At 71.1% G+C, this 24,391-nt stretch carries 23 protein-coding genes and 2 riboswitches; of the genes, 7 read left to right on the top strand and 16 right to left on the bottom strand.

The annotated features are described in order from the left end of the window. Positions 1-77 precede the first annotated feature (77 nt). Entirely contained in the window at positions 78-851 is a 774-nt protein-coding gene (locus tag AC2YHJ_RS25170) for a 3-ketoacyl-ACP reductase (protein ID WP_487398935.1), read from the top strand. Between the two features lie 22 nt (positions 852-873). On the opposite strand, the gene rnhA is transcribed toward AC2YHJ_RS25170, so the two are convergent. Genes rnhA through ispH form a run of 3 tightly spaced genes read right to left on the bottom strand, consistent with a single transcriptional unit; the run spans position 874 to position 3,259 of the window. Further along, positions 874-1,326: a ribonuclease HI gene (gene rnhA / locus AC2YHJ_RS25165; RefSeq protein ID WP_487398934.1), complete on the bottom strand. Its 453-nt coding sequence runs from the start codon at positions 1,324-1,326 to the stop codon at positions 874-876. After that, the gene (locus AC2YHJ_RS25160; protein WP_487398933.1) at positions 1,323-2,303 is read right to left on the bottom strand and encodes a homoserine kinase; all 981 of its coding nucleotides are present in this window, start codon (positions 2,301-2,303) and stop codon (positions 1,323-1,325) included. The genes rnhA and AC2YHJ_RS25160 overlap by 4 nt, the downstream gene beginning before the upstream one ends. Next, positions 2,303-3,259 (bottom strand): 4-hydroxy-3-methylbut-2-enyl diphosphate reductase, encoded by a 957-nt coding sequence (gene ispH / locus AC2YHJ_RS25155; protein ID WP_487398932.1) that lies wholly within the window; start codon positions 3,257-3,259, stop codon positions 2,303-2,305. Before ispH ends, AC2YHJ_RS25160 begins: the two co-directional genes overlap by 1 nt. 108 nt (positions 3,260-3,367) lie before the next feature. Between ispH and AC2YHJ_RS25150 the strand changes: the two genes are divergently transcribed. The 6 genes from AC2YHJ_RS25150 (at position 3,368) to AC2YHJ_RS25125 (ending at position 10,181) form a co-directional block, all read left to right on the top strand. Further along, positions 3,368-3,910 (top strand): hypothetical protein, encoded by a 543-nt coding sequence (locus AC2YHJ_RS25150; protein ID WP_487398931.1) that lies wholly within the window; start codon positions 3,368-3,370, stop codon positions 3,908-3,910. A gap of 195 nt (positions 3,911-4,105) precedes the next feature. Continuing rightward, positions 4,106-4,675, top strand: a complete 570-nt coding sequence (locus AC2YHJ_RS25145) for a histidine phosphatase family protein (RefSeq protein WP_487398930.1) — start codon at positions 4,106-4,108, stop codon at positions 4,673-4,675. Positions 4,676-4,982: 307 nt separating this feature from the next. Beyond that, positions 4,983-5,075: riboswitch (glycine riboswitch) on the top strand. 3 nt (positions 5,076-5,078) lie between these two features. Continuing rightward, positions 5,079-5,171, top strand: a riboswitch (glycine riboswitch). Positions 5,172-5,220: 49 nt separating this feature from the next. Next, positions 5,221-6,333, top strand: coding sequence for a glycine cleavage system aminomethyltransferase GcvT (gcvT, locus tag AC2YHJ_RS25140; RefSeq protein ID WP_487398929.1), 1,113 nt, complete (start codon positions 5,221-5,223; stop codon positions 6,331-6,333). A 13-nt stretch (positions 6,334-6,346) separates the two neighbouring features. Continuing rightward, positions 6,347-6,724, top strand: a complete 378-nt coding sequence (gene gcvH / locus AC2YHJ_RS25135; protein WP_487398928.1) for a glycine cleavage system protein GcvH — start codon at positions 6,347-6,349, stop codon at positions 6,722-6,724. Then, entirely contained in the window at positions 6,721-9,621 is a 2,901-nt protein-coding gene (gcvP, locus tag AC2YHJ_RS25130) for an aminomethyl-transferring glycine dehydrogenase (RefSeq protein WP_487398927.1), read from the top strand. Before gcvH ends, gcvP begins: the two co-directional genes overlap by 4 nt. After that, complete coding sequence (locus tag AC2YHJ_RS25125; protein ID WP_487398926.1) at positions 9,618-10,181, top strand: NUDIX hydrolase; 564 nt, start codon at positions 9,618-9,620, stop codon at positions 10,179-10,181. The genes gcvP and AC2YHJ_RS25125 overlap by 4 nt, the downstream gene beginning before the upstream one ends. A 329-nt stretch (positions 10,182-10,510) precedes the next feature. Here AC2YHJ_RS25125 and AC2YHJ_RS25120 read toward each other — a convergent pair whose 3' ends face one another. The 13 genes from AC2YHJ_RS25120 to AC2YHJ_RS25060 all read right to left on the bottom strand — a co-directional run. Continuing rightward, on the bottom strand, positions 10,511-11,488 hold the full coding sequence (locus AC2YHJ_RS25120; RefSeq protein ID WP_487398925.1) for a Bug family tripartite tricarboxylate transporter substrate binding protein: 978 nt from the start codon (positions 11,486-11,488) through the stop codon (positions 10,511-10,513). Between the two features lie 32 nt (positions 11,489-11,520). After that, entirely contained in the window at positions 11,521-12,942 is a 1,422-nt protein-coding gene (locus AC2YHJ_RS25115; RefSeq protein ID WP_487398924.1) for an MmgE/PrpD family protein, read from the bottom strand. Then, positions 12,846-13,937 carry a TRAP transporter substrate-binding protein gene (locus AC2YHJ_RS25110; protein WP_487398923.1) on the bottom strand — a complete coding sequence of 364 codons (1,092 nt, stop codon included), beginning with the start codon at positions 13,935-13,937 and terminating at the stop codon, positions 12,846-12,848. The genes AC2YHJ_RS25115 and AC2YHJ_RS25110 overlap by 97 nt, the downstream gene beginning before the upstream one ends. An 81-nt stretch (positions 13,938-14,018) precedes the next feature. After that, positions 14,019-14,345 carry a cupin domain-containing protein gene (locus AC2YHJ_RS25105; RefSeq protein ID WP_487398922.1) on the bottom strand — a complete coding sequence of 109 codons (327 nt, stop codon included), beginning with the start codon at positions 14,343-14,345 and terminating at the stop codon, positions 14,019-14,021. 79 nt (positions 14,346-14,424) lie between these two features. Further along, complete coding sequence (locus AC2YHJ_RS25100) at positions 14,425-15,999, bottom strand: ABC transporter substrate-binding protein (RefSeq protein ID WP_487398921.1); 1,575 nt, start codon at positions 15,997-15,999, stop codon at positions 14,425-14,427. Positions 16,000-16,140: 141 nt separating this feature from the next. Continuing rightward, the gene (locus tag AC2YHJ_RS25095; protein WP_487398920.1) at positions 16,141-16,647 is read right to left on the bottom strand and encodes a F0F1 ATP synthase subunit B family protein; all 507 of its coding nucleotides are present in this window, start codon (positions 16,645-16,647) and stop codon (positions 16,141-16,143) included. Then, complete coding sequence (locus AC2YHJ_RS25090) at positions 16,647-17,306, bottom strand: F0F1 ATP synthase subunit B family protein (protein ID WP_487398919.1); 660 nt, start codon at positions 17,304-17,306, stop codon at positions 16,647-16,649. Before AC2YHJ_RS25090 ends, AC2YHJ_RS25095 begins: the two co-directional genes overlap by 1 nt. 42 nt (positions 17,307-17,348) lie before the next feature. After that, entirely contained in the window at positions 17,349-17,573 is a 225-nt protein-coding gene (locus AC2YHJ_RS25085) for an ATP synthase subunit C family protein (protein WP_133221840.1), read from the bottom strand. A 75-nt stretch (positions 17,574-17,648) separates the two neighbouring features. Beyond that, entirely contained in the window at positions 17,649-18,404 is a 756-nt protein-coding gene (locus AC2YHJ_RS25080) for a F0F1 ATP synthase subunit A (protein ID WP_487398918.1), read from the bottom strand. Positions 18,405-18,426: 22 nt separating this feature from the next. Beyond that, complete coding sequence (locus AC2YHJ_RS25075; RefSeq protein WP_487398917.1) at positions 18,427-18,723, bottom strand: AtpZ/AtpI family protein; 297 nt, start codon at positions 18,721-18,723, stop codon at positions 18,427-18,429. Between the two features lie 217 nt (positions 18,724-18,940). After that, positions 18,941-21,289, bottom strand: a complete 2,349-nt coding sequence (locus AC2YHJ_RS25070; protein ID WP_487398916.1) for a putative bifunctional diguanylate cyclase/phosphodiesterase — start codon at positions 21,287-21,289, stop codon at positions 18,941-18,943. 12 nt (positions 21,290-21,301) lie between these two features. Continuing rightward, positions 21,302-21,775 carry a putative pterin-binding protein gene (locus AC2YHJ_RS25065; RefSeq protein WP_487398915.1) on the bottom strand — a complete coding sequence of 158 codons (474 nt, stop codon included), beginning with the start codon at positions 21,773-21,775 and terminating at the stop codon, positions 21,302-21,304. A gap of 100 nt (positions 21,776-21,875) precedes the next feature. Continuing rightward, the coding region (locus tag AC2YHJ_RS25060; RefSeq protein WP_487398914.1) for an AAA family ATPase at positions 21,876-24,391 on the bottom strand (2,516 nt) is incomplete at its 5' end.

Raw genomic sequence — 24,391 nt, 5'->3', positions numbered from 1 at the left:
CCGCTGCGGCCGCCACCTGCCTACCCTGCCGCAGGCCGGCCACGGCGCGTGGCGCGAGCAGGAGGAAGCAGAACCGTATGTCCCGTCGTCCAGTCGCGCTGGTCACCGGCGCACGTCGCGGCATGGGCCGCGCCATCAGCATCCATCTCGCCCGCCGCGGCTACGACATCCTTTGCGCCGACCATAGCGAGGAGGGCGCGGAGGAGACGGCGCGTCTCGTCGCGCAGGAAGGCGGCAGCTTCCGGCTGCATGTCTGCGACCTGTCGGAGGTGGCCGGCATCGCCCCGATGGTGGACTGGGCCTGGGACGCCGGCGGCGGCGTCGAGGTGCTGGTCAACAACGCCGGCATCATGGCGTTCAACCGCGGCGACCCGCTCGACGTGACGCCGGAATCCTGGAACGCGGTGCTGGCGGTGAACAGCCGCGCGCCGTTCTTCGTCAGCCAGGCGGTGCTGCGCCGCATGTTGGCGGAAGGCGCGCCGGAACGGGGCAATCGCGCGCTGGTCTTCATCTCCTCGGTCAATGCGGAGATGGCGAGCCTCGGGCGCATCGAATACTGCGCATCGAAGGCGGCGACGGCGATGCTGGCGAAGGTCTTCGCGCTGCGCCTCGCGGAAGCGGGGATCCCCGTCTACGACATCCGCCCGGGCGTGATCCGCACGGACATCAATGCGTCGGTGCGGGATGCCTATACACGGCAGATCGAATCCGGGGCGATCTCACCCATCCGCCGCTGGGGCGAGACGGAGGATGTCGGCAAGGCCGTGGCGGGGCTGGTGTCCGGCGACATACCGTTCTCGACCGGCGGGGCGTTCTACGTGGATGGCGGGCTGCATGTTCCGCGGTTCTGAGTGAGGCGGGTGCGGCGGGGCTTCACCCCGCCGCCGCATCCCGCGCCGCCGTCGCCAGCGCGTCCGCCCGTTCATTCATCGGGTCCCCGGCATGGCCGCGCACCCATTTCCACTCGACCTGATGCGGCTTGGCCGCTGCGAGCAGCCGCTGCCACAGGTCCAGGTTCTTCACCGGTTCCTTCGCCGCATTGCGCCAGTTGCTGCGCACCCAGCCATGGATCCAGCGGCTGATGCCGTTCTTCACATACTCGCTGTCGGTGTGCAGGGCGACGATGCAGGGCTTCTTCAGCGCTTCCAGCGCCATGATCGCCGCGGTCAGCTCCATGCGGTTGTTGGTCGTCTCCGCCTCGCCACCGGAGAGTTCGCGCTCATGCTCGCCGAAGCGAAGGATCGCCGCCCAGCCGCCCGGACCGGGATTCGGCTTGCAGCCGCCATCGGTCCAGATATCGACCGTCGGACGGGGATCGGCGCTCATAAACCAAGCGCCGATGCGCTGCCGGCCTGGGCGAAGAAGCGCAGCTTGCGCAGGTATTCCAGCGGGTCCTTGCGCGTGACCAGCGCGCCCGCGGGCGTATGCGTCCAGTCATACAGCCGCGTCAGCAGGAAGCGGAGCGCGGCGCCGCGGCACAGCACGGGAAGGGCCGCCCGTTCCTCCTGCCCCATCGGGCGCACCGCGTCATAGGCCGATAGCATCGCCCGCGCCTTCGTCACGTTGAAGGCGTAGTCCGGCTCGAAGCACCAGGCGTTGAGGCAGACCGCGATGTCGTACGCGAGCAGCTCGGTGCAGGCGAAGTAGAAGTCGATCAGCCCGGACACGCGCGGCTTGCCGTCCTCGCCCGGCAGGAAGAAGACGTTGTCGGGGAACAGGTCGGCGTGGATATGTCCGCGCGCCAACGCGCCTGCCGCCGGCCAGGCAGCCAGGATGCCCGCATGCGCCGCGTCGAGTTCCGCGATCAGTCCTGGCTGCACCTCATCACCGCGCGCGCGGCAGCGGTCGAGCAGCGGTGCCCATCCCGCCGGCCCCAGCGCATTGGGCCGCTCGATGCCGAAGCCTTCCCCGGCGCGGTGCATCTGCGCGAGCGCGCGGCCGAGTGGCGCGCAATGCTCGGGCCTGACCTTGCGCGGCCAGACGCCGGCCAGGAAGGTCACGATCGCCGCCGGCCGGCCCGCCAGCATCCGCAGCGCCTGGCCGTCCTTCGCATGCACCGGCGTCGGGCAGGCGAGCCCGCGCCGCGCCATATGATCCATCAGCCCGAGGAAATAGGGCAGTTCCGCCGGATCGACGCGCTTCTCGTAAAGCGTGAGGATGAAATCCCCCGCATCGGTCTTGAGAGCATAGTTGGAATTCTCCACCCCCTCGGCGATGCCGCGGAAGGCGAGCAATTCGCCGAGATCATAGTCGGCGAGGAAGGCGCGCAGCGCCTCATCGGTGACTTCGGTATAGACGGCCATCAGGCGACGGCGCGCATCGGCGGCAGGCGGAAGATCACGTCCTCCAGCGCGACGGTCACTTCCTCCGTCGTCACCTCGAAGCGTTCGCGCAGGCGGTCCACCACTTCGCGGACCAATACCTCCGGTGCGGAGGCGCCGGCGCTGATGCCGATGGTCGTGCAGCCATCGGCCAGCGCGGGGTCGAGCTCCGCGCCGCGCTGGACCATGACCGCGCGCGGCGCGCCGGCGCGCTCCGCGACTTCGCGCAGGCGGACGGAGTTGGATGAGTTCGGCGCGCCCACCACGATGACCAGCTCGCTGCGCGCCGCCACCGCCTTGACCGCCGCCTGGCGGTTGGTGGTGGCGTAGCAGATGCTCTCCTTCGAGGGCTCGGTCATGCCGGGGAAGCGCTCGCGCAGGATGGCAACGATCTCGGCCGTGTCATCGACCGACAGGGTGGTCTGGGTGGTGTAGGTCAGCGCCTTGCCCGGCGGCGGCTGCACGCGGCGCGCGGCCGCGGCGTCCTCGACCAGCGTGACGGCATCCTCGGGCAACTGGCCCATGGTGCCGATCACCTCGGGATGGCCCTCATGGCCGATCAGCAGCAGGTGGTGGTCGCGCGCGTGAAGGCGCTCGGCTTCCCGGTGCACCTTGCTGACCAGCGGGCAGGTGGCGTCGAGGAAATACATCTGCCGGGCGCGCGCCTCGGCCGGGACGGATTTCGGCACGCCATGGGCGGAAAACACGACGGGCTGGCCATCGTTGGGCACTTCGGACAGTTCGTCCACGAAGACCGCGCCCTGGCGCTCCAGCCCTTCGACGACGAAGCGGTTGTGCACGATCTCATGCCGGACGTAGACCGGGGCGCCGTGGCGCTTCAGCGCTTCCTCGACGATGCGGATCGCACGGTCCACCCCGGCGCAGAAGCCGCGGGGGCCGGCGAGCAGGACGTGGAGGCGGGGCTTGTCGGCGGTCATGGCAGGCAGGGTGGGTCCGAAATATGGGCAGGTTGCGGCCTGTCCCGGGCGGGCGGCACACTATAGATGGGGCGCCTGGGGTCAAAGGGGGCAGAAGGGGTGGGATTCATGCGGCGCGATGTGGCGATGGCTCTGGCGGCGGCGGCGCTGCTCGGCGGGTGCGGTGGCGGCAACAGTTTCTCGAGCAGCCCGCCGGCACCCTGCCCACGCATCGCGGTCCTGGCCGATGGCGCGGACCTGACGCGGTATCGCGCTGGCGCAGTGCAGGACCTGGCCGCCATGACCTTCGACGCCCGGCTGATCGGCTTCCAGGCGAGTTGCGACTACACTGACCGCCGGCGATCCGTGGTGGTCGCGGTCAGCGGTGTCTTCGACGTCGAACGCGGCCCGGCTGGCACGGGCCTCAGATCCGTCTCGCTTCCCTGGTTCATCGCCGTGACCGATTCGGACGACACCCAGGTGATCGACCGCCAGGAATTCACCACCCCGGTCACCTTCGAGGGCAATGCCAACCGCACCCGCGTGCAGAGCCGCCCGATCAGGCTGAACTTCCCAGTCGAGGAACGCCGGGTCGAGAACCACACCGTCCGCCTGTCCTTCCAGCTGACGCCGGAACAGCTGGAGACCAACCGCCGCCGCGGCGCGCGATGATCCCAACGACCGCCCTCGGCGGCCGTTGGAGTCTCTTCGTGCCCCCAAGCGCCGGGCGCGGCCCATCCGGGCCGCTTGGCTTCGCGCCGGGCACTGGCGTGACGGCAGCGGCTGATGGTCCGGGCGCGGTCGCGCTGTGCGCTCGCGGCCCGATGCCTGGCATCCGGCCGAAGATTTCCGGCTTTGGGGGCTGACATGGACAGGCAGGGTATCTTTGTTTCCCACCCCGAGGTCGTCATCGACCCGGCGGTGCCGGTGCCGCGCTGGCACCTGACGCCGGAAGGCATCGCGCGCATGCGGCGCCTCGCCGCCGATCCGCGGCTCGAAGGCCTCGCCGCTGTCTGGGCGAGCGACGAGACCAAGGCGATCGAGGCGGCCGGTATCCTCGCTGCCCGCTTCGGCTTGCCGGTGCGGGTGCATCCGGGGCTCGCGGAGATGGACCGGTCCAGCACCGGCTACCGCCCCCGCGAGGAATTCGAGCGCCTGGCCGACGCCTTCTTTGCCCGGCCTGCCGAGAGTGTCGAAGGTTGGGAACGCGCGGTGGACGCGCAGGCCCGCGTGGTCGCAGCGGCGCGGGAAATCCTGGCCGGGCACGGCGACGGCGGGCTGGCGCTGGTCGGCCATGGCGGCACCGGCGCGCTGCTGATGTGCGCCCTGGCGGGCCTGCCCATCGCGCGCACCCATGACCAGCCGCAGGTCGGCTGCGCCTGGCGCTTCACCGTCCGCCCGCCGGCCGTCACCGAAACCTGGCAGCCCTTCGGGTAGTGCGGCTGCTGTCCGGGCAAGGCCCGACGCAAGCGAAGAAATCGCTCCCTCGGACCTGCGACGATCCGCCCCTTCGGCTCGATGCGGGGCATCGGGCCGGGAGCACACGGCGCGACCGCGCCCGAACCCACCGTCGCGGCCAGCGCACCAGTGCGTGGCGCGAAGGCAAGCGGCCCGGATGGGCCGCGCCCGCCGTTTGAGGGCACAAGGAACGGGGGCGCGGAGCGCGACGGCGCCTGGCATCTGAGGGCGCGGCATGTGAGGGCATGACAAACACCCCCCGATCTGTCAGGAAGACGCACCCCGCAGATCCCGCGCGGGAGAGAGAGGTGGCGACACCTCCGCCGAAGGCGCAACCGGCCCCCGGAAACGCTCAGGCACCAAGGGCCGCGCGGGGAAGGGGCCTCTGGAAAGCCCGGCGTTGCAAGGCGCCGGCACCGACGGAGTAAGGCGAGGGAACGCCCCCGCCGAATCTCTCAGGTCCATCAGACAGAGGGGGGCCACGGACTGAACCCCAAGCGCCGCGGAATGCGGCGGGAGGCACCGTGGCCGATTCGTCGCCCGAGACCCTGTTGGAAACGCCGCTGGCGGCGCTGCACCGCGAACTCGGCGGGCGCATGGTGCCCTTCGCGGGGTATTCCATGCCCGTTCAATATCCCGTCGGCATCATGGCCGAGCACCTGCATTGCCGCGCCGCCGCATCGCTGTTCGACGTGTCCCATATGGGCCAGGCCGAACTCGTCGGCGAAGGTGCGGCCGCCGCGTTGGAACGCGTGACACCCGCCGATGTGCAGGTGCTGAAGCCCGGCCGGCAGAAGTACGGCCTGCTGACCACCGATGATGGCGGCATCCTGGACGACTTCATGGTCGCCAATCTGGGCGACCGGCTGTTCCTGGTGGTGAATGCCAGCCGCAAGCATGTGGATCTGCCGCGGATCGAAGCCGCGCTGCCCGCCGGCGTGACGCTGAAGCCGCTGGCCGATCGCGCGCTGATCGCGCTGCAGGGGCCGGGCGCGGTGGCGGCCATCGCGACGCTCGCGCCGGGCATCGCGGAACTGCCCTTCATGGGCGTCGGATCCTTCACCATCGCCGGGGTGACGGCGCTGGTGTCGCGCTCCGGCTACACCGGGGAGGACGGGGTCGAGGTGTCGGTGCCCGCGGACAAGGCCGAAGCCTTCGCCCGCGCGGTGCTGGCGCTGCCGGGCGTGCAGCCGGCGGGCCTTGGTGCTCGTGATTCGCTGCGCCTCGAAGCCGGGCTCTGCCTCTACGGCAACGACATCGACGAGACGACCAGCGCGGTCGAGGCCGCACTCACCTGGACCATCGGCAAGCGCCGCCGCACCGAGTGGAACTTCCCCGGCGCGGAACGCGTGCGCGATGAACTCGCCAATGGCGCGAAGCGCCTGCGCGTCGGCATCCGGCCCGAAGGCCGCCAGCCCGCGCGTGGCCACACGCCTGTCCATGCGCCGGGCGGTGCCGCCATTGGCGAGATCACCTCGGGCGGCTTCGGCCCCTCGCTGAACGGCCCGATGGCCATGGGATACGTCGCGCGCGAACACGCCGCCGACGGCACCGCCCTCGAACTCATGGTGCGCGGCAAGGCCCTGCCGGCCGTCGTCGCGCCCACCCCCTTCGTTCCCCACCGCTACGTCCGCTGAAGGATCCGCACCGATGTCCGACACCAAATTCACCAAGGACCATGAATGGGTGCGCATGGAGGGTGGCGTCGCCACCGTCGGCATCACCGACCATGCGCAGAACGCGCTCGGTGACGTGGTCTTCGTGGACCTGCCCGAGGTCGGGCGCGTCGTCGTTGCCAACGAGCCGATCGCGGTGGTCGAAAGCGTGAAGGCCGCCTCCGATGTCTATGCCCCGATCGCCGGCAAGATCGTCGAGGTGAACAGCGCGCTCGGCGACAATCCCGGCACGATCAACTCGGCGCCGACCACCGATGGCTGGTTCTTCAAGATCGCGACTTCCGACCCCGGCGCGATGGACGGGCTGATGGATGAGGCCACCTACGCGGCCTTCGTGGACGATCAGGCATGAGCGCTCTCGACACCCTTGCAGCGCTGGAGGCGGGCGACGCCTTCGCGCCGCGCCACATCGCGCCGGGCGAGGCCGAGATCGCCGAGATGCTGAAGGTGGTCGGCGCGACCAGCCTCGATGACCTGACCGCGAAGACCGTGCCTGCGGCGATCCTCGGCATGGACATGGCGGGGCTGCCGGAACCGGCGACGGAACTGGAACTGCTCGCGGAGCTGCGCGCCATGGCGCTGCGCAACCGCGCCGACGTCAAGTCGCTGATCGGCATGGGGTATCACGGCACGCACACGCCGCTGGTGATCCGCCGCAACGTGCTGGAGAACCCCGGCTGGTACACGGCCTATACGCCGTATCAGGCGGAGATCGCGCAGGGCCGGCTGGAAGCCCTGGTGAACTTCCAGACCATGATCACCGACCTGACCGGCCTTGCGGTGGCGAATGCCTCGCTGCTGGACGAGGCGACGGCGGTGGCCGAGGCGATGCACCTCGCCCACGCCGCGACGCGCGGAAAGTCGCATCTGCTGATCGCCGCCGACGACCTGCATCCGCAGTCCAAGGCCGTGCTGACGACGCGCGCGGCGCCGCTCGGCATCGAGGTGAAGTTCGTCGCGGTCGCGTCGATCGGCGCGGAAGTCACCGCGGCGAAGCCCTTCGCGCTGGTGCTGCAGTACCCCGGCACGACCGGGCAGGTGCGCGACCTGACGGCCGAGATTGCCGCGGTGCAGGCCGGTGGCGGCCTCGCGCTCGTGGCGGCCGATCCGCTGTCGCTCTGCCTGCTGACGCCGCCGGGCGAGATGGGTGCCGATGTCGTCGTCGGCTCGGCGCAGCGTTTCGGCGTGCCGATGGGCTATGGCGGGCCGCATGCCGGCTACATGGCGGTGAAGGATGCACATAAGCGGCTGATGCCGGGGCGCCTGGTGGGCGTGTCCGTCGATGCCGCCGGCGCGCCGGCGATGCGCCTCGCGCTCCAGACGCGCGAGCAGCATATCCGCCGCGAGAAGGCGACGTCGAACATCTGCACCGCGCAGGTGCTGCTCGCCGTCATGGCCGGCATGTACGCCGTATGGCACGGGCCGGCCGGGCTGAAGCGCATCGCGACGCGGGTGAACCTGCTCGCGAGGCTGGTCGCCGGCACCGCCAAGGCCGCCGGTTTCGCGCCGAAGCACGATGCGTTCTTCGACACCATCGCACTTGATGCCGGCACGAAGGCGCAGGCGCTGATGGATGCGGCGCTGAAGCGCGGCTTCAACTTCGCGCGCATCGACGCGACCACGGTCGGCATCGCGCTGGACGAGACGGTGACGCGCGAGGATCTCGACGCGCTGACCGCCGCCATCGCCGAGGCTGCCGGCAAGCCCGCTGCGGCGGGTGCGACGGCGGGCGGCATTCCCGTCGCGCTGGAACGCCGCTCTGCCTTCTGCACCGCCGCTGTCTTCACCGCGCATCATTCGGAGCACGCGATGCTCCGCTATATGAAGTCGCTGGAGGACAAGGACGTCGCGCTGAACCGCAGCATGATCCCGCTCGGGTCCTGCACGATGAAGCTGAACGCGACGGCCGAGATGGTGCCGGTCACGCTGCCCGGCTTCAGCGTCATTCATCCCTTCGCGCCGATCGAGCAGGCGAAGGGGTATCGCGAACTGACGGACCGGCTGTCCGAGTGGCTCTGCCGCATCACCGGCTTCGCGGCGGTTTCGCTGCAGCCCAATGCGGGCAGCCAGGGTGAATATGCCGGGCTGCTCGCCATCCGCGGCTGGCACCTGTCGCGCGGCGACACGCATCGCGACATCTGCCTGATCCCGGCCTCGGCCCACGGCACCAACCCGGCCTCGGCGGCGATGGCGGGGATGAAGGTGGTCGTCGTCGGCACCGACCGCGACGGCAGCGTGGACCTCGACGACCTCAAGGCGAAGGCCGAACAGCACGCGGGTAACCTCGCCGCGCTGATGATCACCTACCCGTCCACGCATGGCGTGTTCGAGGCGTCGATCCGCGAGATCTGCGCCCTGATCCATGCGAAGGGCGGCAAGGTCTACATGGACGGCGCGAACATGAACGCGCAGGTGGGGCTGACCTCACCGGCGACGATCGGCGCGGATGTCTGCCACCTCAACCTGCACAAGACCTTCTGCATCCCGCATGGCGGCGGCGGGCCCGGCGTGGGGCCGATCGGCGTCACGGCGGAACTCGCCCCCTTCCTGCCGGGCCATCCGGTGATCGACTGCGGCGGGTCGAAGGACATCGTGGTGTCCGCCGCACCCTGGGGCTCGGCCTCGATCCTGCCGATCTCCTACGCCTATATCCGCATGATGGGTGCGGAGGAGCTGAAGCGCGCGACGCAGGTGGCGATCCTCAACGCCAACTACGTCGCGAAGCGGCTCGAGGCGCATTTCCCGGTGCTCTATCGCGGCATGAACAACATGGTCGCGCATGAATGCATCCTCGACTGCCGCGGCTTCCAGCAGGGCGGCGGCGTGATGGTCGAGGACATCGCCAAGCGCCTGCAGGATTACGGCTTCCACGCGCCGACCATGTCCTGGCCGGTCGCCGGCACGCTGATGGTGGAACCCACCGAAAGCGAGCCGAAGGCCGAACTGGACCGCTTCATCGACGCGATGATCGCGATCCGCGCGGAAATCCGTGCGGTGGAGCAGGGCCGCATGGACAAGGCCGACAACCCGCTGAAGAACGCGCCGCACACCGCGGCCGAGATCGCGGCGGAGGATTGGCCGCACCCCTACACGCGGGAGCAGGCGGCCTTCCCGCTGCCCTTCGTCAAGGCGCACAAATACTGGCCGCCGGTGAAGCGCGTGGACAATGTCTATGGCGACCGCAACCTGGTGTGTTCCTGCGCGCCGCTCGAAGCCTACGCCCAGGCGCAGCAGATCGCGGCCGAATGAGCGGGCTCGGCCACTGGCGCGTCACGGGCAGCCGCATCGTGCTCGCGGATCGCTGGATCCGCGTGCGCGCGGATTCCTGCGTGGCGCCCTCGGGCGACGTGGTCGATCCCTTCTACGTCCTGGAATACGCGGACTGGGTGCATGTCGTCGCCCTGACGGATGACGACCGGCTGGTGATGAACCGTCAGTACCGCCATGCGGCGGGCGAGGTGCATCTCGAACTCCCCGGCGGCGTGATGGACGCCGCCGATGCCGGCGACCCCATCATCGCCGGCCGCCGCGAATTCCGCGAGGAAACAGGACATGGCGCGCGGGAGTTCCGCCGCGTCGTCAGCCTGCGCCCCAACCCCGCGACGCATACCAACCGCGTGCACACGGTGCTCGCCCTCGGTGCCCATCCCGACGGCGTGCAATCCTTCGACAATGGGGAGGAGATCGCCGTCGAACTCATCCCCGTCGCCGATGTGCTGCGGCTGATCCAGGACGGGGAGGTGCAGCAATCGACGCATGTGGCGTCGCTGCTGCTGGCCCTTGCCGCCGCAGGGCGCGTGACATTCTGATCGGCGCGCGAGGGGTCTCGCCCCATGCGCGCGAACTTTGTGGCGCTGTTGATTGGAGATGGGCTCCGCCCCTCTCCAAGCCTCACCCCGCCAGGGTGCAGTGCACCCTGGACCGCCGGGACTTGGTGTCGGGCATGACAACCAGGCCGACATGACGGAGCGCGCTCCGGGCACGGCGCACCCTTCGTCTTCGTGGAACTCCTGCCCCGCCCAACGCCAGGTGACGGTTTCCAAAGGCCTTTCGGCCTTTGGTGGGGGAGAGGTCGGGAGAGGGGCGAAGTCCCTCTCCGGTTCCGCAATCGCCGCATCCTCGCGCGCACGGGGCTGCGCTACTCCGCCCGTGCGCCCGACGCCCGCACCGCTTCGCGCCACCGTGCGCTTTCCGCCGTGACGAAGGCGGGCAGGGCGGCGCGCGGGATCGGCATCGGGTCGAAGGCACGCTCGCGGAACAGCGTTGTCAGCTCCGGTCCCGCGATGGCGCGGCGCGTCTCGGCATCGATACGCGCCACCACCGCCTCCGGCGTGCCGCGCAGCGCGAACAGCCCGGTCCAGTTCACCGACAGGAAGCCCGGCAGGACCGAGGCGATGGTCGGCACCCCTGGCAGCGCGGCGTTCTCGCTGTCGGCCGCGACGCCCAGGCAGCGGATCGCCCCGCCGCGCACCTGCGGCAGCGCGGTGCCGAGCCCGTCGAACATCATCGGCACATTGCCCGCGACCAGGTCCGTCATCGCCGGCGCGCTGCCGCGATAGGGCACATGCGTCATCTCGACGCCGACCGCCGCGCGGAACATCTCCCCAGTCAGGTGCAACTGCGACCCGGTGCCCGAGGAGGCGAAATTCACCTTGCCCGGATTGGCGCGGATATGGGCGATCAGCGCCGGCAGCGTCGTCATCGGCAGTTCGCGCGGGTTCACCACCAGCACGTTGGGTTGCTGCGCGAGCATCGCGACCGGCACGAAATCCGTATCCGGGTCGAAGGGCAGCCGCGCATAGAGCGCCTTGTTGATGCAGATCAGCGAGGCGGTCGCCACCAGCAGCGTGTGGCCATCGGGGTCGCTGCGCGCGAAGGCCTCCCCCGCCACGGTGCCGCCGGCGCCACCGCGATTGTCGATCACCACCGGCTGGCCGAGTGCAACCGAGAGCCTCTCCCCGATCGCGCGTGCCAGGATGTCGGTGGTCCCACCGGCGGCGAAGGGGACGAAGATGCGCAGCGGGCGGGATGGGAACGCGGCTTGCGCGCGCGCGGGCATGGCCAGTGCGACGCCGGCGGTCGATGCCAGGGCGGCGCGTCGGGTGATCCTCGGCATGGTTTGGCCTCCTGTTGCGCTTTGCGGTTACTCTAAGGCCGGATCGGTGCGAGCAGCATCCCCGCCGCCCGGTCTTCCGCGGCACCGTCGAGCAGCAGCACAAGCGCGGCGCGTGCCTGGTTCTCCCCCAGCAGGGGCGCGGCGAAGCGGAGGAACTTGGCGCAGACGGCGTCGACGCTCATCGGCAGGGCTGGGTCGCCGGGCACCCGGTCGGCGCGGGCCTCCAGCACGGTGCCGTCCTGGAGTTCCACGGCGAGGCCGGCGCCGCGATCGCCGGTCTCGGTCAGGTCGGTGTCCTCGACCAGGGCGACGATCGCCTCGACGTCGCGCAGCGCGGGGTTGGTCAGCGCGGCATCGGTATAGGCGCACGGGCCGAGATCCCCCTGCACCAGCGCCGCGGCCACGGCCCAGGACAGGCTGAACTGAGCCGCGATAGCGCTGGCGGGCGCGCGGTTGGCGGCGTAGCGCAGCGCCTCCCCATAGGTGGCGAGCGTGACCGACCGGACCTCGGCCAGCCGCAGCCCCAGCAGGGCGCGCAGTTCGATCGCCGCGGCCGCCGCGTAATGGGCGTGGCGCACGCCGGCGAAGGGCTTGATGTAGGCGTCCTCGATCAGCCAGCGACCGGGTGGCGCCACCGCGGCTTCCTGGTCGAGGCCGAGGGCGAGACGGCGTGCCTCCGCGAAGCCGCCCTCCGGCGCGTCCATGCCGGCGGCGGCCCCGGCGGCCGCCAGCGTGCCGAGCAGCACCGCATGGCCCGGATAGGTGTTGCGCCCGTCCATCCCGGCGGCGATCGGCGCATAGAGCGAGAAGGGCATCTGGCAGCCCACCAGCCGGACCGCGCGCGCCGCCGCAGCCTGGTCGCTGCCCGCCAGCCGCGCCGCCGCCGCCGCCGCGCCGAGCGCGTGCCAGGACCCGTCCACATGCATGCCGGGCCGGATGCGCCAGGCCTGCCCGGCGCGGCCGGCAACCTCATAACCCAGGGCGAAGGCGGCGAGCGCCTCGCCGAGGGTCACGCGGCCTTCCGCAAGGGCCGCGATGCACAGCGGTGCGACGGCCAGCGCCGGGCGGCCATGGGCGCTGGCGAGGCCCTCATTTGCCTCGTCCCAGCACATCGCGGCGGCAAGCAGCGCGGCCGCGCCCGCCTGCGACAATCCGGGCGCAACGCCCGCGATGTGGATGGCGCCGGGCATGGACGCTGCCAGCGCCGCGCCGAAGTCGCGCGGCCTGGCATGGCCCAACCCGGCCAGCATGCAGCCGAGGCTGTCGGCCAGCAGCAGCCGCGTCTTGCCCGCCGCCGCGGAGCCGGGCGGCGGGCCGTTCCAGGCGAAGTCGATCGCCTGGCCGGGGTCGAAGGTGCTCAGCGCGCCTGCGCCTGCAACTGCGCCATGGAGTTGGCGAAGCTGTCCTCGACCACCCGGAACCAGGTCTGCTGGTCCTGGCGGAAGCGGTCCCACTGCGCGTGGATCTCCTTGAACCGTGCATTGCGGTTGCCGAGCTCGGCATAGAGTTCCTGCGTCGCGCGGTAGCAGGCCGCGATGACGTCGCGCGGGAACTGCCGCAGCTGCGTCCCGCCTGCGATCAGCCGCCGCAGCGCCGGCGGGTTCAGCGCGTCGTAGCGGCCGGTCATGTAGATGTAGCCCTCGCCGCAGGCCGTCTCGAGCGCCGCCTTGAACTGCGGTGGCAGGCCTTCCCAGGCGCGCTGGTTGACCAGCATGGTGATCGAGGGACCCGGCTCCCACCAGCCGGGGAAGTAGTAGTATTGCGCGACCCGCTGGAAGCCGAGCTTCTCGTCGTCATAGGGCCCGACCCATTCGGCCCCGTCGATGACGCCACGTTCCAGCGCGGGATAGATGTCCGCCCCGCCAAGCTGCTGCGCCACGGCGCCGAGCTTGCCCAGCACGTCGCCGGCATAGCCCGCGATGCGGAACTTCAGGCCGCGCAGGTCATCGACGGTCCTGATCTCCTTGCGGAACCAGCCACCCATCTGGGCGCCGGTATTGCCGCCGAGGATGCAGCGCACGCCCTGGTCGGCGAAGACCGGGGCCATCAACTCGGCGCCGCCGCCATTGTGCCACCAGGCATATTGCTGCCGCGAATTCAGCCCAAAGGGCACGCAGGACCCGAAGGCCAGCGAGGGATCCTTGCCGGTGTAGTAGTAGGGTGCGGACCAGCCGATCTCGACCGAGCCCGAGCCGGCGGCATCGAGCACCTGCAGCGCCGGCACGATCTCACCGGGTGCGAAGGGCTGGATCTGGAAGGCGCCCTCGGTGATCTCGCCGACGCGGCGACAGATGTGTTCCTGCGTGCCGTACAGCGTGTCGAGCGACTTCGGGAAGCTGCCGGGGCAGCGCCAGCGGATGCGCGGCTGGGCCTGCGCGACATGCGGCGCGGCCACGGCCGCGACGGCGGCACCGGCAGCGCCACCGGCAACGAAACGACGACGATCCATTCTTGCTTTCTCTCCCCTGTGGGCCGCGGCCCGGATGGCGGCAGCATGGCCGGGCGTGGCGATGCATGCAACGCGCGGGGGTCAGCCCTCGCCGCCCTCGGGGCCGTAGAAGATCACCCAGACGGCGAGGTCGTCGGAGAAGTCCTCGAAGCGATGCTCGGCCCTGGCAGGGACCCACAACATGTCGCCGGGACCGAAGGGTGCGCGCTGCCCGTCGCAGAAGAAGGTGCCGCGGCCGCGGATGACGACATAGGCCTCGTCGCGCGTGTGCGGCATCTGCGGATCCGTGCCGTGCGGCGCGTACCAGCGGACCTCGAAGCTGCCATGAGCGAAGATGTGGGCGGACAGGCGGCCGGGTTCGTTCGGCGTCGCGGCGGCCTCGGCGGCAGGCAGGACGAAGCGTGTCATGCCGCGATGCTGCGCGCCCCGGCGCGCCCATGGCAAGCGCACCGGGGGGCGGAGGGGCAGGGGCCCCTCCAGCGGTCAATTACTGGCCGTGGCGCACATGCCGCAGCTGGAAGTAGTTGTCGGCGGTCTGCACGACCGTCCAGCCATTGCGCACCGCCCAGACGATCTGCTGCTGGTGCAGTGGGATGAAGGCGACGTCGTCGCGCAGCATCTTGCTCGCCTCGGAGATCAGGCGCTGGCGGGCCGCCGCGTCGGTCTCCACGGCGATGCGGTCCATCAGCGTGTCGAATTGCGGGTTGGAATAGCCCGCGCTGTTGAACACGCCGCGCGCCCCGTCGCGCGTGCCCGCGATGTTGTAGAAGGCGTTGTGTGCGTCCGACGTCGAGGGCGTCCAGCCGAGCAGGTAGAACGAGGTGTTGAAGCGCGGCGCGTTGATCTCGGCGAAGTAGCGTGCACGCGTCTGCGCGGCGAGCGTCACGCGGATGCCCACGCGCGCGAGCATCGCGGTGATCGCGGTGCAGATCGCCTCGTCATTCACGTAGCGGTCGTTCGGGCAGTCGAGCGTGACGCCGAAGCCGTTCGGGAAACCGGCCTCGCGCAGCAGCCGGCGGCCTTCCTCGATGTTCACCGCCGGGCGCTGGTCGTCGGCTTCGACGAAGCCGTTCACGCCCGGGCCGTAGAGCAGGTTGGACGGGCGCGACTGCCCGCGCATCACCGTGCGCTGGATGGCGTTCACGTCGATCGCAAGCAGCATGGCGCGGCGCACGCGCACATCCTGGAACGGGTTGCGCCCCTGCACGTCGGACTTCAGCAGCTGCGGCCGCATCTGGTCCATGCCGAGGAAGATCGTGCGCAGCTCCGGCCCCTGCATGATGCTCACGCCCGGGGAGCGGCGGATGCGTTCCACATCCTGCGGCGGCACGGTGTAGACGAAGTCCATCTCACCCGAGAGCAGCGCCGCGACGCGCGTCGCGTCATTCGAGATGACGTTGAATTCCGCGCGCGTCAGGTTGTGGCGCGGCGTGTCCCACCAGTTCGGGTTCGGCACCAGCACGGTGCGGCGATCGGGCTCGCGCGACTGCAGCAGGAACGGGCCGGTGCCCATTGCATTGCGGGTCGCGAAGTTCTCCTCGCGTGAGGTGAGGTCGGCCGGGCGCGTGGCATTGTGCTGCTCCGCCCAGCGGCGGCTCATCATGCCCCAGTTGGTGATTTCCTGGAGCAGGATCGGATTCGGCACAGTGGTTTCGAAATCCACCGTGTAGTCGTCGACCTTGCGGACCTCCTTCACCGAGGCGAGCACGCCCTGGATGTTCGAGCCCGTCGCGCGGGCGCGCTCGACGCTGAACAGCACGTCGTCGGCGGTGAAGGGCGTGCCGTCCGAGAAGCGGGCGTTGCGGCGCAGATGGAAGCGCCAGACGGTGGGGGAGAGGTTCTCCCAGCGCTCGGCCAGCGCGGCTTCGACGCGCATCTGCGCGTCGCGGCGGACCAGCGGCTCATAGATGTTGGCGTTGAACGACAGCAGGAAGGTCTCCTGCCGCGTGTAGGGATCCATCGAGTTGGTGTCGCCGTCATTGGCCCAACGGAAATTGTTGGCCTGCGCGGCGAAGGCCGACCCCGCGACGAGCGCGGCGGCCAGTGTGAAGCGAAGCGTCATGATGTGCCTCCCGGACACGGTAAGTGGCGAAATGCTCGCCCATCGGGGGACGGAGGAAAAGGGGGAGATGACCGCAGGGCGGACATGAAAAAGGGTGCCAGCCTTGCGGTTGGCACCCCTTTACGGATCGGCGGTGCCGATTCAGGCGGCGCGCAGCGCCTTCGGCAGGTCGCCCAGGGACTGGTCCACCAGCGCGGCGTCGGCGCTGGCGTCGAGCGTCTCGGTCAGCACCGCGCGGGCGGCCGCACCGGCCACCTCGGCGGCGGCGTTGCGGACATCGGTGACGGCGGAAGCCTCGGCGGCGGCGATGCGGTCGAGCGCCATGCGCTCGCGGCGCTTGGCCGAAGCCTCGGCCTCGGCGGCGGCGGCGGCGGCAACGCGCTCGGCCTCGGCGCGGGCGTGGGCCAGCAGTTCCTCGGCTTCCTTGGCGGCGGCGGTGCGCTCGGCCTCGGCGGCCTTCAGCATCTCCTCCGCCTCGGCGCGCAGATGCGCGGCTTCGTCCAACTGGCGGCGGATGCCCGCGGCGCGGCCATCAAGCGCGCCGGAGATCGCGCCCCACAGCTTCTTGCCGAGCAGCAGGAAGAACAGGACGAAGGAAACGGCGACCCAGAACTTCGGGTCGAGCCAGAAATGTTCGTAATGGTGCATCACGCCCTCCCGCGCGCGGCGAGTTCGCGCGTCACGGCGGCTTCAACCGCCGCGCGATCGGCCTTGCCAACCAGCTTCGACAGCAGCGCCTCGGTGGTGTCGGTTGCCACACCGCGCAGCGCGCCCATCGCGGCGGTGCGCGACGCGTCGATGCGCGCCTCGGCCTCGGCGACCTGGGCGTTCAGCCGGGCGTTCAGCGTCGCGGACTTGGCGTCGCTGTCGGCCTGGGCCGCCTGCAGGGCCGTGGCCACGGAAGCGCGGGCCGAAGCGCGCGCCTGCTCGGTCGCGGCGCGGTGCGCGGCCATGGCGGCATCGGCCTCGGTCTTGGCGGCCTGCGCGGCCTCAAGGTCGGCGGAGATGCGGTTGTGGCGGTTCTCGATCACGGCGCCGACGCGCGGCAGCGCGACATAGGCCATGATGTAGACCAGCGCACCGAAGATGATCAGCTGCCAGACCACCTGGCCGATCAGCAGCGGGCCTTGCTCGGGGTGGCCGAAGGCGAGCTGGGGCATGCCCTCGACGGGCACGGAGCCCGTGCTGGCTGCCATGGCCGCGGCGGGCAGTGCGGCGGCCAGCGCCGCCATCATCGTCACTCGGCGCATCGCCGTCATCTCCATCGCCTCAATGCCCGTGGCGAAGGGCGCCGCGGGCGGGTCCACAGGTCCCGCCGGCCCGCTCGCGCGGGCCGGCAGGGCCGGGGATCAGGCGAACAGGATGAGGAAGGCGATCAGCAGCGCGAAGAGCGCCACCGCTTCCGTCAGCGCGAAGCCCAGGATGCCGATCGGGAAGACGGCGTCGCGGGCGCCCGGGTTGCGGGCCACCGAGGTGATCAGGGAGGAGAAGATGTTCCCGATCCCGAGGCCCACGCCAAAGAGGGCGATAACGGCGATGCCGGCCCCGAGGGCCTTCGCAGCGGCGACTTCCATGATACTCGTCCTTCCGTCAATCCATGGAGGTTCTGAACGTACGCGTGTGCGACCGCACCCCGGTCACATGGCGGGTCAGTGCAGATGCACCGCGTCGTGCAGGTAGATGCTGGTCAGGATCGCGAAGACGTAGGCCTGCAGGAAAGCGACCAGGAATTCGAAGCCGACCAGGGCGATGTTCACCGCGAGCGGCATGGCGGCCACGAAGGGGCCGACCGCGCCGAGGCCACCCAGCAGCACGACGAAGGTGGCGAACACCTTCAGCATGACGTGGCCGGCGACCATGTTCGCGAACAGACGCACCGAGAGGGACACCACGCGGGAGAAGTAGGAGATGATCTCGACCGGGATGATGATCGGCGCCAGCCAGACCGGCGCGCCCTCGGGGAAGAAGTAGGAGAAGAAGTGCATGCCGTGGCGCGCCAGCGCGACCACAGTCACGGTGATGAACACCACCACCGCGAGCGCCAGCGTCACCGCGATGTGGGAGGTGAAGGTGAAGGCGTAGGGCAGCATGCCGAGCAGGTTGCCGAACAGCACGAACATGAAGACCGAGAAGACGAAGGGGAAGTACTTCTTGCCCTCGTCGCCCACCTGGTCGCGCACCATGCCGGCAATGAATTCATAGGCCGCTTCGCCGAGCGCCTGCAGCCGGCCCGGGATGAGCTCCGCCCGGCTCGCGCTGACCAGCATCAGCCCGGCGGACAGCACCACCGCCAGCAGCATGAAGAAGTTCGACTGGCTGAAGGAGACAGCCTGCCCGACCACGCCGAGCATCGGCGAGAGCTCGAACTGGCTCAGAGCGTCGATCGTCTTGCCTTCGGTCGCCACCGGCTGATCCCCCGTCGATCTCTCACTTCATGCGCGAGCGCGGACGCGGATTGAACAGGCGATACACGTTCAGGACCCCGGCCACGCTGCCCAGGACGAAGAACACCAGGAAAAGCCAAGGCCAGGTCCCCAGCCAGCGATCCAGCAGAAAGCCGATCACTATGCCGACAACCAGGGCCGAGACCACCTCGACCCCCGCGCGCAGACCATACCCCCAGGGGCTATGCGGCACCGCCCCGCCACTTGTGGGCGGTTTGTCCAAGCCCCGTTCGGACCTGGCCTGCCGCAACCGCTCCTCGAAACCGTCGCGCTCGTTCACCTTCGCTCCCTGGCGGGACCCCGCCGGAAGGCAGGCGGCGCTTTACGGTCAGCCCCCCCACCTGTCAAGCGCGTGACGCGGCGCAACAAGCGCCAGACACGCGTTTCCGCAAGGTTAGAGCATTTTCGCCGCAGGCCGAACCGGCGACCGTCGGTCGACGTCGCCGCCGGCCCTCGGGACGGTGCGGGTGGGCTCGGCAATCGCGCGCGTGCCCCGGTCAGGCGGCCGGGATCAGCGTCCCGGTGCGTCGGGCCGCGGCCGGCCCCGGCAGCTGCGCCAGCGCCGCGGGCGCCATCGGCCGGCCGAGCAGGTAGCCCTGCCCCTCGTCGCAGCCGATATCGCGCAGCCGCGCGAGCTGCACCGCGCTCTCCACCCCCTCCGCCACCAGTCGGGCGCCGAGGCCATGGGCGATGCGCGCCACCGCATCGACGATGCGTTCCGTCCGCGTGCTGGTGCCGAGCCCGGCGACGAAGGACCGGTCGAGCTTGATCACATCGAAGGGCAGTTGCTGGAGATAGCCGAGCGAGGCGTAGCCGGTGCCGAAATCATCCAGCGCCAGCCGCACCCCGATCTCACGCAGCCGCGCGAGGGTGGCCGCCGCCGCCTCCGGGTCGCGGATGAAGACGTCCTCGGTCACCTCGATCTCGATTCCCTCGGCGCGCGCGCCGCTGGCCTCCAGCGCCTCCCGCAGCAGCTCGGGTGCCTGGCCGGAGACGATGTGCCGCGCCGAGAGGTTCACCGCGACGGCGATGTCGAGTCCCTCCGCCTGCCAGGCCTGCTGCTGGCGCAGCGCCATGGCGAGCGTCGCGCGGGCAAGGCGCGCCGACAGCCCGGCGCGCTCGGCCGCCGGCACGAAGACCGAGGGCGGCACCACGCCGCGCGTCCGGTGGGTCCAGCGCAGCAGCGCCTCGCAGCCGCTGAAGGTCAGGTCGGACAGGCGGAACTTCGGCTGGTAGGCGAAATGCAGCTCGCCCGCTTCCAGCGCCTGCTGCACATCGCTCTCCAGCCGCCGCTGGTCGATCAGCGCGGCGGCCATGGCCGCGGAGAAGCGACGCACCTGGCCGCGCCCGGATGCCTTGGCGCGATACAGCGCGATGTCGGCCCGCTGCAGCAGCGCCGGCCCATCCACCCCGTCGGCCGGCCCGATGGCGATGCCGACGCTGGCCCCGGCGGGGATGGAAGCCCCGTCGATCGCATAGGGCGCGCCGAGCGCGCGCACGATCCGTGCGGCGGCCGCATCAGCCTCCTTCGCGCCGGTGATGCCGGCCTGCACCACGGCGAATTCGTCGCCGCCGAGCCGCGCCAGCATGTCGCCGGGCTTCAGGCAGGCACGCATGCGGCCGGTGGCCGCCATCAGCAGCGCATCGCCCGCCGCATGCCCCATCGTGTCATTGACGTCCTTGAAGTCGTCGAGGTCGATCAGGTGCAGCGCCACCATGCCGCCCTCGGCCAGGGCGTGGTTCAGCCGCCGCGTGAACAGCAGCCGGTTGGCGAGGCCGGTCAGCGAATCATGCTCCGCCATGTAGCGGATATGCTCCTCCGCCTCCTTTCGGCGGGAGATGTCGAGGCTGATCCGCACCACCGCCGAGGGCGGCGCGCCGGGGTCGCCGACCGGTGCCGCGGTGGTCAGCAGGGTGCGTGGCGTGCCGTCCGGGCCACTCGCCGTCTCCTCGCGGAAGGGCAGTTGCGTGCCGCCGGCGAGCGCGGCTGCGATGTCGGCGCCATCCTCGGCCTGCCCTGTCGCCTCGACGATGTCGCGGCCGAGCAGGTCGGCCTCCGTGGTGCGATGGAAGCGGGCCAGTGCCGCATTGGCCAGCACGAAGCGCCCATCCCGGTCATGCGCGGACACCATCACCGGCAGCGCATCCACGACGACGCGCAGCAGACGTTCGGAGCGGCTGGCGCGGCGCTGCGCCGCCTCGGCATCCCGCAGCGATCCGCTGGCGCGCCGCCACAGCAGGTAGAGCAATGCCGTCAGCACCGTGGCGCTGGTGATCAGGCCGATCAGGCTGATCGCGAAGGCCTGGTGCAGGTGGCGCAGCCCCTCGGCCGCCGCCTCGGTGCGGAGCCGCTGGTCGTGTTGCAGGGCGCGATTGGCCTCGCCGAGTTCGAGCACCAGCGTGCCGAGCGCATCATGGGCGCGTCCGATCGCCATGCCGTCGCCCGCCAGGTGCACCGCGGGCACTGGTTCGATCCGCCCGAGCACGACGAACAGCGCAGGCAGCCGGGCGCGCACCGACAGCAGGATGGGGGAACGATGCCTCTCCCCATCGCCTTCCTGCAGGGACACCAACCGACTCCAGAGGATCTCGTAGCGCAGGGCGATGGCGCGCGCGGCGTCGGGCTGGCCGGCGGCGAGGCGTTCGATCTCCGTGCCGAGGCGGGCCGCTTCCAGCAGCGCCTGGCTGCTTTCCCATACTCCGACGCGATGGCCCGCGACCTGCAATTCGGCGTGGGACGCGAGTTGCCGGGCCGAGATGGCGAGCGACGCGACGAAGACCATCGCGGCAAGGAAGGCCCCGACCAGCGGGATTGTCGCGCGCGGCCATCGTCGGGGCGTTGCCATGCCGGGCCCTCCTCAGGCGATCTCGATGTGCTGCAACTGCCACACGGCGCGGCGGCGGTTTTCCGGGGTTTCCAGTTCCGGCCGCTGCGACCAGGGGAAGACGATCCAGCACGGGCCGCGCAGTCGGACGGGGATCGGCGCGCCGTCCCTGCGCGTCGCGAGGAAGGCGTCGCTCGCCACCGCCTCGGCGATCGGCATGCTGGCGACGTAATCGTTCAGCGCCACCGCGCGCAGCGTCGTGCCTTGCGCGCCCAGCGTATCCAGTAGGCGCCGCAGCGGCACGCCCGAGAAATGCTGCAGACCCTGCGTCCAGGGCGTGCGGGTGCTCAGCGGCAGGCTGGCGATGGCATCGAGCGCGTCAAGGCCGAGCCGGCGCGGGGAGGGCGGCGCGATCGCGCCCTGCACCTCGAGCGCCGGATCAGCCGTAGCCGCGGCGACGCCAGGGGTGGCGAGCGAGGCGAGCAGGCTGCGGCGTGCAAGGGCCATGGCGGGGAGGGCTCCAACTCGAACCCAAGCGATAGAGCCGCCCTGGTAAGCGAAGCGTTATGGCCGCCGTCGTTTCAGGCGCCTATGCGCGCCCGCGTCGTCAGGCGGCGACCGGCCCTTCCGCCATCTGGACCGCCTGGCCGAGATCCACGCTCAGCAGCCGCGACACGCCGCGTTCCTGCATGGTCACGCCATAGAGCCGATGCATCCGCGCCATCGTCAGCGGGTGGTGGGTGACCACCAGGAAGCGCGTGCCGGAATCCGACGCCATGGCGTCCAGCAGGTCGCACAGCCGCTCCACATTGGCGTCGTCGAGCGGCGCATCCACCTCGTCCAGCACGCAGACCGGCGCGGGCTGGCAGCGGAACACCGCGAAGATCAGCGACAGCGCCGTCAGCGCCTGCTCGCCGCCCGACAGCAGCGAGAGCGTGGACAGCTTCTTGCCCGGCGGCTCGGCGTAGATCTCCAACCCGGCTTCCAGCGGATCGTCGGACCCAACCAGCGCCAGATGCGCCCGCCCGCCGCCGAACAGGCGCGCGAACAGGTTGCGGAACTCGGCATCGACACGGTCGAAGACCTCGCGCAGGCGCTCGCGGCCCTCGCGGTTCAGATGGCCGATCGAACCGCGCAGCTTGGCGATCGCCGCCGTCACCTCGTCGCGGTCCGTGGTGATCTGGCCGATGCGGTCCTCGATCTCCGTCACCTCGATCTCGGCGCGGAGGTTGACGGGCCCCATCTCCTCGCGCTCGCGCGCCAGGCGCTCGACCTTGCGGCGCGCCTTGTCTTCAGCGACGTCGGAGAGTTCCTCCGGCGGTGGGGGGAGGTCGGCGTCCTCGCCGAGCCGTTCGGCGATGCGCGCAGCGACCGCCTCCTCGGCCGTGGCGGCGGCCTCGGCCGAACCCTCGGCACGCACCTGGCTCTCGCGCGCGGTGGCGAAGGTGGCGTCGGCGCGGCGGCGGGCCTCGCCGCTGTCGCGCAACGCGGTTTCCGCGGCGGTCAGTGCGGCGGCGGCGGCGGCGTGCGTCGCCTCGCACTCGGCAAGCAGCGCCGAGGCCTGCCGGCGGCTCGCCGAGGCATCCTCCGGCGCTTCCGCAAGTCCATCGCGTTCGGTCTGCGCCTCGGCGCTGCGGCGACGCAGTTCGATGACCCGCGCCTCGGCATCCGCGCCGCGCGTGGTCCACAGCGCGGCTTCCTCGGCCACGGCAGCGAGCCGCGCGGCGACGCGCTGCGCTTCATTCCCCAGCGCGCCGATGTCACTGCGTGCCTGGACTTCCGCCCCACGGGCGGCGGTCAGCGCATCGCGCGCGGCGGTGACGGCCGCACGCATCGCGTCGAGATCCGGCAGCGCGGCCTCGGCGGCCAGGGCTTCTGCAAGCCCCGCCTCGGCTTCAGCCAGTTCCGCCGCGAGCCGCGCCAGTTGCGGTTCCAGCGCGGCGAGCCGGCTCTCGGCCTCGGCGGCGCGGGCTGCCAGCGTCGATTCATGCTGCCGGGCGCCCTTGGCATTCGCCTCGCCGTTGCGGCGCGCCTCGCGGGCGGCGTGTTCGGCAGCTTGCGCGCGGGCTTCGGCACGGCCGGCCTCCTCGGCCTCGGCCCGTAGGCCGGCGAGGTCCGGTAGGGCCGAGACCGCCTGCCAGGCGGCATCGAGCAGCGCCTCGGCCTCGGCACGGTCAGCAGCAAGGCGCGCGAGCTGCGGCTCGATCGCCGCCAGCCGGCTTTCAGCACGCGCATGGCGGGCGGCAAGCGCCGCCTCGGCCTGCCGCGCCTCACCGAGTGCTGCTTCCACGCGGGCGCGGGCGTCGCGGGCGGCGGCCTCCGTGCGGCGTGCCTCCTCCTCCTGCTTCAGGGCCTCGGCGCGGGCGGCGTCGGTGGTGGCGGCCTCGGCCTCGGCCTTGTCGAGCCGCGCCTCTGCCGCGCGGAGGGCATTGCGCTGGGCGAGGCGCACCGCGCCCGGCGTCGGCGCCCCGGCGCGGTTGGTGTGGCCATCCCAGCGCCACAGCGCGCCATCCTCGGTGACCAGCGACTGGCCCGGCTTCAGCGCCGCCTGCAACGCGGCGCCTTCGGTCCCGCGCGGCAGCAACCCGATCTGCGACAGGGCGCGCGACAGCGCGGCGGGTGCTTCGACAAGCCGCGACAGCGGCACCGCGCCGCCGGGCAGGGGCGCGGCGGCATCGAGCGGCGGCAGGTTGCGCCAGTGCCGCGGCGCCGCCTCATCGGACGGGCTTTCCAGCGCCTCGCCCAGCGCCGCACCGAGCGCGGCCTCAAGCCCGGCTGGCACGCCCACCTGGTCGAGGATCGGCGCCGCTGCCCCCGGCTCGCGGGAGGACAGCACGGCCTTCAGCGCATCGACTTCCGCGGCTGCGCGGGCACGCTCGCCGCCAGCGGCGGTCGCGGCGCGGCCGGCCTCGGCATGGGCGGCGGCGGCCCAGGCGCGCATCGCCTCGGCCTTCTCCAGCGCGATGCGGGCGTCCTCCACCGCGGCCTCGGCGGCGGCGAGCGCGGCAGCCGCGGCCTCGCGCTCCTCCGCTGGGATGTGTTCGGCGGCGGCGGCGTCGCGGTCCTTCTGCATCGCGCCGTGCTGGGCGGTGATGCGGGTCAGGCGGTCCTGCGCGGCGGTGC

It is taken from the genome of Roseomonas sp. SRI_022 (genome assembly GCF_057586215.1).
Note: the sequence above shows the minus strand (reverse complement) of the source record. Positions and strands in the feature narration are given on the sequence as shown.